The 7,183-nt window shown below is 72.9% G+C and carries 6 protein-coding genes and 1 rRNA gene; 1 reads left to right on the forward strand and 6 read right to left on the reverse strand.

The features are described from left to right. Positions 1-3: 3 nt before the first annotated feature. The 3 genes from ACIRD8_RS23355 to ACIRD8_RS23365 are packed head-to-tail and all read right to left on the reverse strand — an operon-like array spanning position 4 to position 3,232. Complete coding sequence (locus ACIRD8_RS23355; protein WP_403994680.1) at positions 4-1,086, reverse strand: FecCD family ABC transporter permease; 1,083 nt, start codon at positions 1,084-1,086, stop codon at positions 4-6. Beyond that, complete coding sequence (locus tag ACIRD8_RS23360; protein ID WP_403994683.1) at positions 1,083-2,150, reverse strand: FecCD family ABC transporter permease; 1,068 nt, start codon at positions 2,148-2,150, stop codon at positions 1,083-1,085. The genes ACIRD8_RS23355 and ACIRD8_RS23360 overlap by 4 nt, the downstream gene beginning before the upstream one ends. 53 nt (positions 2,151-2,203) lie before the next feature. Beyond that, complete coding sequence (locus ACIRD8_RS23365) at positions 2,204-3,232, reverse strand: HAD hydrolase-like protein (protein ID WP_403994686.1); 1,029 nt, start codon at positions 3,230-3,232, stop codon at positions 2,204-2,206. A gap of 72 nt (positions 3,233-3,304) precedes the next feature. Between ACIRD8_RS23365 and ACIRD8_RS23370 the strand changes: the two genes are divergently transcribed. Then, on the forward strand, positions 3,305-4,585 hold the full coding sequence (locus ACIRD8_RS23370; RefSeq protein WP_403994689.1) for a DUF1015 family protein: 1,281 nt from the start codon (positions 3,305-3,307) through the stop codon (positions 4,583-4,585). Positions 4,586-4,692: 107 nt separating this feature from the next. Here the strand turns inward: ACIRD8_RS23370 and ACIRD8_RS23375 are convergent, their stop codons facing one another. The 3 genes from ACIRD8_RS23375 to rrf form a co-directional block, all read right to left on the reverse strand. Continuing rightward, positions 4,693-5,442 (reverse strand): hypothetical protein, encoded by a 750-nt coding sequence (locus ACIRD8_RS23375; protein WP_403994692.1) that lies wholly within the window; start codon positions 5,440-5,442, stop codon positions 4,693-4,695. Next, positions 5,442-6,812 carry a hypothetical protein gene (locus tag ACIRD8_RS23380; protein ID WP_403994695.1) on the reverse strand — a complete coding sequence of 457 codons (1,371 nt, stop codon included), beginning with the start codon at positions 6,810-6,812 and terminating at the stop codon, positions 5,442-5,444. The genes ACIRD8_RS23375 and ACIRD8_RS23380 overlap by 1 nt, the downstream gene beginning before the upstream one ends. A gap of 279 nt (positions 6,813-7,091) precedes the next feature. Further along, positions 7,092-7,183, reverse strand: a 5S ribosomal RNA gene (gene rrf / locus ACIRD8_RS23385); the annotation flags it as partial.

Below are 7,183 nucleotides of genomic sequence, written 5' to 3' on the forward strand. Positions count from 1 at the left end.
TGCTCATATGCGTCCCGCCCTGCGCTCGGACACGAGGAGCCACAGCAGGTAGCAGCCGCCGAGTACGCCGGTGACGACGCCCACCGGGAGCTGGCGGTCCCCGAAGGCGTTCATGGCGGTCCAGTCGGCGACGAGCAGCAGGGCCGCTCCCGTCCCGGCGGCGGCCGCCAGGTTGGGGCCCGGTGCGCGGGTGAGGCGGCGGGCGACTTGCGGTGCGCTGAGCGAGACGAAGACGATGGGCCCCGCGGCGGCGGTGGCGACGGCGACGAGCAGCACGGCGCAGCTCAGCAGGGTGAGCCGGGTGCGTTCCACCCGTACGCCCAGGGAGTGGGCGGCGTCGTCGCCCATCTCGATCATGCGCAGGGCCCGTCCGTGGCCGAGGGCCAGCGGGATCAGGACGCAGCAGACCGCCAGCAGCGGCCAGACCTGCGCCCAGTCCCGGCCGTCCAGCGAGCCGGTCATCCAGACGACGGCGCGGGTGGCGTCGACGAGGTTGGCCTTGGTGATCAGGAAGTGGATCGCGGCGGTGAGCATCGCGGCGGCGCCGATGCCGACGAGGACGAGGCGGTAGCCGTGCACCCCGCGCTTCCAGGCCAGCAGGTAGACGGCGACGCCGGTCAGCAGGCCGCCGACGACGGCGCCCGCCGCGACCTCGGTCGGCCCCCCGTGGAAGAGCACGATCACGATGAGGGCGCCGACCGCGGAGCCCTGGCCGAAGCCGAGGACGTCCGGGCTGCCGAGCGGGTTGCGCGAGACGCTCTGGAAGACGGCACCGCCGACACCGAGCGCGGCGCCGACGAGCAGCCCGACCAGGACCCTGGGCAGCCGGAGTTCGGTGACGATGAACTCCTGCTGGAAGGTCCCGTCGCCGAACAGCGTGGTGACGACCTGCCCGGGCGACATGGAGTAGTCGCCGCTGCCGATCAGCACCACGGCGGCGAAGGCCGCCGCAGCGAGGAGCAGCACGATCACGGCGAACGCCCGTGCGTCCACCCGGAAGGAGAGCCCGCCGGCCGTCCGTACGGCGTGGACCGTCCTGGTGGTGTCCTGCGCGGGCTTCGCGCGGGTGTCCTGTGCGGACTTCACAGCTGGGCCATCCTCTTGCGCCGTACGAGATGGATGAAGACGGGCCCGCCCAGGAGCGCCGTCACGATGCCGACCTGGAGCTCGGCGGGGCGGGCGACGACCCGGCCGACCACGTCGGCGCCGAGCAGCAGCACGGGCGCGAGCACGGCCGCGTAGGGCAGGATCCACCGCAGGTCCGGGCCGGTGATGGTGCGGACCAGGTGCGGGATCATCAGCCCGATGAAGACGATCGGCCCGCAGGCGGCGGTCGCCGCCCCGCAGAGCAGGGTGACGGCCACCATCGCGAGGACGCGGGTACGGGTCAGGTGCGCGCCGAGCGCCTTGGCCGTGTCGTCGCCCATCTCCAGCGCGTTGAGCGGCCGGGCGATGAGCAGGGCCAGCAGCACACCGGCGGCGATGAACGGCCACACCTTGCCCACGGTCTCCGGGTTCGCGGAGGCCAGCGACCCCACGGTCCAGAAGCGCAGCCGGTCCAGGGCCGCCGCGTCCAGCAGCTGTACGGCGTTGACGTAGCCGAACAGCGCCGCGGTGACCGCCGTACCGGCGAGCGCCAGCCGCACGGGGTTCGCGGACCGGCTGCCGCCGAGCAGGTACACCGCCACGGACACGACCGCGGCGCCGGCGAACGCGAACCAGACGTATCCGGTCAGCGAGGTGACGCCGAGGAAGGTGATGGCGGAGACGACGGCCGCCGCCGCACCCGCGTTGACACCCAGCAGACCGGGCTCGGCGAGCGGGTTACGGGTCAGCGCCTGCATCACCGCACCGGCCAGCCCGAGGGCGGCGCCGACGATCAGCCCGAGCACGGTGCGCGGGACCCGCACATCCCGTACGAGGACATCGCCGTTGGTGCCCGAGTAGTGGAACAGGCCGTGCCACACGTCGGAGAGAGGAAGGGCCTTGGCTCCGATCGCGACACTCGCGAGGCACACCAGCACCAGCACGCCGACGGCGACCAGCAGGCCCGCGGCTCTGACCGCGTGACGCCCGGGGCGCGCGCCGGTGCCCGTGCCCGGCGTGGCCGGGGGGCCGGAACTCGATTCAGGGGGACTCTCGACCAACACCTGGTTAGGTTAGCCTATCCTCCTACCATCTCAACTCCCTGCGCCCGGTCCTCCTACAGGTCCAGCGCGGCCACGGCCTTGCCCGCGTCCAGCCCGCACGAGCCGTCCCCGGCGTGCGTCCACGCGGCTCCGCACAGGGCCCGCAGCCCGTCGATCGCGTCGCCCTCACCCTCCAGCACCAGCGCCTCGCCGCGCACCACGGCCGTCCAGCCACCGCAGCGGAACCCGCCGTCCTCCTCCGTCACCTCGGGCTGCCCCGTGAGCAGCCCCCGCAGGTCCCGGTCCACATAGGTCGGGCGGTACTTGGGCTCGGCCGCGATCAGCTGCGCCGCGTCGGTCACCCCGGTCAGCACGAGCAGGGAGTCCACGCCCCCGTTGAACGCGCCCTCGATGTCCGTGTCCAGCCGGTCACCGACGACCAGCGGCCGCTTCGCCCCGGTCCGCAGCACGGTCTCGCGGTGCATCGGCGGCAGCGGCTTGCCCGCGACCTGCGGCTCGGCGCCGGTCGCGATCCGCACGACCTCCACCGCCGCGCCGTTGCCCGGGGCGATGCCCCGGGCGCCCGGGATCGTCAGGTCCGTGTTGGACGCGAACCACACGGCCCCGCGCGAGATCGCGTACGCCGCCTCCGCGAACCGGCCCCAGGGCAGATCGGGCCCGCCGAAACCCTGCGCCACGGCGACCGGATCGTCGTCCGCCGATTCCACCGGCACCAGCCCGCGCTCACGCAGCGCGACCCGCAGCCCCTCCCCACCGACCACGAGCACCTTGGCCCCGGACGGCAGCTGATCGGCCATCAGCCGGGCCACCGCCTGCGCCGAGGTGATCACATCAGCAGGATCGGCGGGCACACCGAGCTCCGTCAGGTGCTCCGCCACCGCGTCCGGCGTCCGCAGCGCGTTGTTCGTCACGTACGCCAGATGCATGCCGCCCGCACGCGCGGTGCCCAGCGACTCGACGGCGTGCACGATCGCGTGCCCACCCGCGTACACCACACCGTCGAGATCGAGCAGTGCCGTGTCGTACGCCTCGCTCAGCGCCACGCCGCTTCCGAGCGGCCGGAACCTGTACTGCTGGCTCATATACCTGTGCTCCTCTTTCCATACCTCTCCCCCGATCATCGCGCATCGCCGGAGCGCACATACGATGCCCGGATGAACACATCCGGGCCCGCCGTCGGCCAGGGACTGCGGCTGATCCCCTTCCGTGGACTGCGCTACGTCCCCGAGCGGGTCGGCAGCCTGGCAGCGGTGACCTCACCCCCGTACGACGTCGTCGTCCGGCCGGACGGCCTGCACCACCTGGAATCCGCGGATCCGCACAACATCGTGCGGCTGATCCTCCCGCAGGCCGGCACGGCCGCCGCACGCCACCAGCAGGCCGCCGACACCCTGAAGCGCTGGCTCGCGGAGGGCGTGCTCGCCCCGGACCCGGCGCCCGTGCTCTACGTCTACGAACAGCGCGCCGACGACATCCTCCAGCGCGGGGTGATCGGGGCCCTGGCGCTCTCCCCCGCGTCGGAGGGCGTGGTGCTGCCGCACGAGGACGTCATGGCCGATGTCGTGGAGGACCGCGCGGACCTGATGCGCACCGCCGCCGCGCATCTCGAACCCCTGCTCCTCAGTTACGCGGGGGACGGCGGGCGGAGCGGCACGGCGGCGGTCATCGAGCGGGTGGTGGATCGCGTCCCGCTCCTCACCACGACGACCGAGGACGGCTTCAGCCACCGCCTCTGGGCCGTCACCGATCCTGCGGAGCGGTCGGAGATCGAGTCCGACCTCTCCCACCGCCAGGCGCTGATCGCCGACGGCCACCACCGCTGGGCCACCTATCTGCGGCTCCAGCAGGAGCAGTCCGGGCCCGGGCCCTGGGACTTCGGTCTCGTCCTGCTCGTCGACACCACCCGCTATCCGCTGCGGGTCCGGGCCATCCACCGGCTGCTGCACCGCCTTCCGGTCGCCCGGGCACTCCGCGCCCTCGACGGCCGCTTCCGTGTCCGGCCCGTCGAGGGGCCGCTGCACCGGGCGCTCGACGCCCTCGCGGAGGCCGCCGCCGAGGGCAACGCCTTCCTGCTCGCGGGTGACGGCCGTTTCCATCTGGCCGACCGGCCGGACGAGGAGCTGCTGGCCCGTACGGTCCGCTCCGACCGGCCGGCGGCCTGGCGGGCGCTCGACGCGACCGTGCTGCACTCCACGCTGCTCGACCACGTGTGGGGGATCCCCGACGCCCCCGAGGAGATCGCCTACATCCATGACACGGCGGCGGCCGTGGAGCAGGCCGAACGGCACGACGCCACGGCGGTACTGATGCACCCCGTACGCGAGGACGTGGTCCGGGACCTGGCCCGACAAGGCCTCACCATGCCCCGCAAGTCGACCTCGTTCGGCCCCAAGCCGGCCACGGGTCTTGTCCTGCGGAGCCTCGGCGTCGACTGAGCCCGGGGGCGAGGACACGGCCGGACGCAGAAGAGGGCGGCACCCACCGGGTGCCGCCCTCTTCCTCTGTCCTTTGTCCTTTGTCCCTACCGCATCAGCGGCGACGCTCAGACCTTCGCGGGCCCGTCCTCGTCGTCCTCATCCTCGTCGTCGTCCTGGTCCTCGTCGTCCGCAGCCGGGGCGGGGGCCTCCGTGGCCCGCTCCTCGACGTGGGCCGGCTCACCGGGGTGCTCGTCGTCGCCGAGGGCGTCGACGAATTCGACACCGTCGAGTTCGGCGAGCCGGTCGGACGCGTCGGTCGCACCGTCCTTGTCGGCCTCCAGGGCCTTACCGAACCACTCACGGGCCTCGTCCTCGCGGCCGGCTTCCAGGAGGGCGTCGGCGTAGGCGTACCGCAGGCGCGGCGTCCACGAGTGCACGGCGCTGGAGGCGAGCTCGGGGCTCTGCAGCGTGACGATCGCGGCGTCGATCTGCCCCATGTCCCTGCGGGCTCCCGCGGCGACCAGGCGCATCTCGACCTGCCCGGCCTTGTCCAGCTTCTGCACCTCGGGCTCACCGGCCATGGCCATGGCCCGCTCGGGGCGGCCCAGTCCGCGCTCACAGTCGGCCATGACGGGCCACAGGTCCACGGAACCGGTCATCCGCCGCGACGCACGGAACTCCGCAAGCGCCTCCGCGTACTTCTGGGTGGCGTACGCGGCGAAGCCTGCGGCCTCACGCACTGCGGCGACCCTTGACGCCAGCCGAAGGGCGATACGCGAGTACGCGTACGCCTGCTCGGGGTCCTCGTCGATCAGACGGGCCACCATCACGAGGTTCCGTGCGACGTCCTCGGCGAGGGTCTTCGGCAGGCTCATCAGCTCCTGCCGGACATCCTTGTCGATTTCGTCACCGGTGACGTCGTCCGGAATGGGGAGCCGCTTGATGGGCTCACGGTCCCGGTCGTCACGTCCCTGGTAACCGCCGCGGTCATCCCGCTGACCACCGCGGTAGCCACCGCGGTCGCTGCCCCGGTCATCGCGACGCGGACCACGGTCGTCGCGACGGAAACCGCCACCACTGCCGCCGCGGCTGTCATCGCGGCGGAAGCCACCGCTGGGGCGGTCGTCGTCGCGACGCGGGCCACGCGGCCGGTCATCACGACGCTCGAAACCGCCACCGGAAGGCCGCCCACCGCGGTCATCGCGCTGGCCACCGCGGTATCCACCACGGTCGTCCTCACGACGCGGAGCCCGGTCATCACGACGGAAGGTGCTGGGCCGGTCGTCCTCACGACGCGGACCACGGTCACGGTCGTCGCGACGGAAGCCGCCACCGGCGCCGCCACCCCGGCTGTCGTCACGGCGGAAGCCGCCGCTGGGGCGGTCGTCGTCGCGACGCGGGCCACGCGGCCGATCATCACGACGCTCGAACCCACCACCGGAAGGCCGCCCACCACGGTCGTCGCGGCGCTCGAACCCACCACCGGAAGGCCGTCCGCCACGGTCATCGTGCTGACCGCCGCGGTATCCACCACGGTCGTCCTCACGACGCGGACCCCGGTCACGGTCACGGTCGTCGCGACGGAAGCCACCACCGCTGCCGCCGCCGCGGCTGTCGTCGCGGCGGAAACCGCCACCGCCGGTGCTGCCACCTCGGCTGTCATCGCGGCGGAAGCCGCCGCTGGGGCGGTCGTCGTCGCGACGCGGGCCACGCGGCCGGTCATCACGACGCTCGAAACCGCCACCGGAAGGCCGCCCGCCACGGTCGTCGCGGCGCTCGAACCCACCACCGGAAGGCCGCCCACCGCGGTCATCGCGCTGGCCACCGCGGTATCCACCACGGTCGTCCTCACGACGCGGAGCCCGGTCATCACGACGGAAGTTGCTGGACCGGTCGTCATCACGACGCGGACCACGGTCACGGTCGTCACGGCGGAAACCGCCACCGGCGCCGCCACCCCGGCTGTCATCGCGACGGAAACCGCCACCGCCGGTGCTGCCACCTCGGCTGTCATCGCGGCGGAAGCCGCCGCTGGGGCGGTCGTCGTCGCGACGCGGGCCACGCGGCCGATCATCACGACGCTCGAACCCACCACCGGAAGGCCGCCCACCACGGTCATCGCGCTGACCGCCGCGGTATCCACCACGGTCGTCCTCACGACGCGGACCCCGGTCACGGTCACGGTCGTCGCGACGGGGGCCAGCACCGCTGCCGGCACCGCGGTTGTCATCGCGGCGGGGGCCACGGTCGCGGTCGTCGCGGCGGAAACCGCCGCGGTCGTTGTCACGTCGGGGCGCGCCGGCCCTGTCGTCGCGGCCGCCTCGGAAGCCGCCCCTGTCACCGCCGTCCCGGCGACGCGGCTCGCGCTCCGGACGGTCGTCGGAAGAGTTGGTGGACATGGGGGTGACTCCTGTCATCGGGTACCACAGACATTCTCGCGCAGCCGACCATCCGACGCGCTTCGGCAAAACAAAAAGGCCCCTGGCCCCAGCATGAACGCTGGGACCAGGGGCCCTGAAAGATTGTTCGGCGGCGTCCTACTCTCCCACAGGGTCCCCCCTGCAGTACCATCGGCGCTGAAAGGCTTAGCTTCCGGGTTCGGAATGTAACCGGGCG

This window comes from Streptomyces sp. NPDC102451 (assembly GCF_044765485.1).
Taxonomy (GTDB): domain Bacteria; phylum Actinomycetota; class Actinomycetes; order Streptomycetales; family Streptomycetaceae; genus Streptomyces.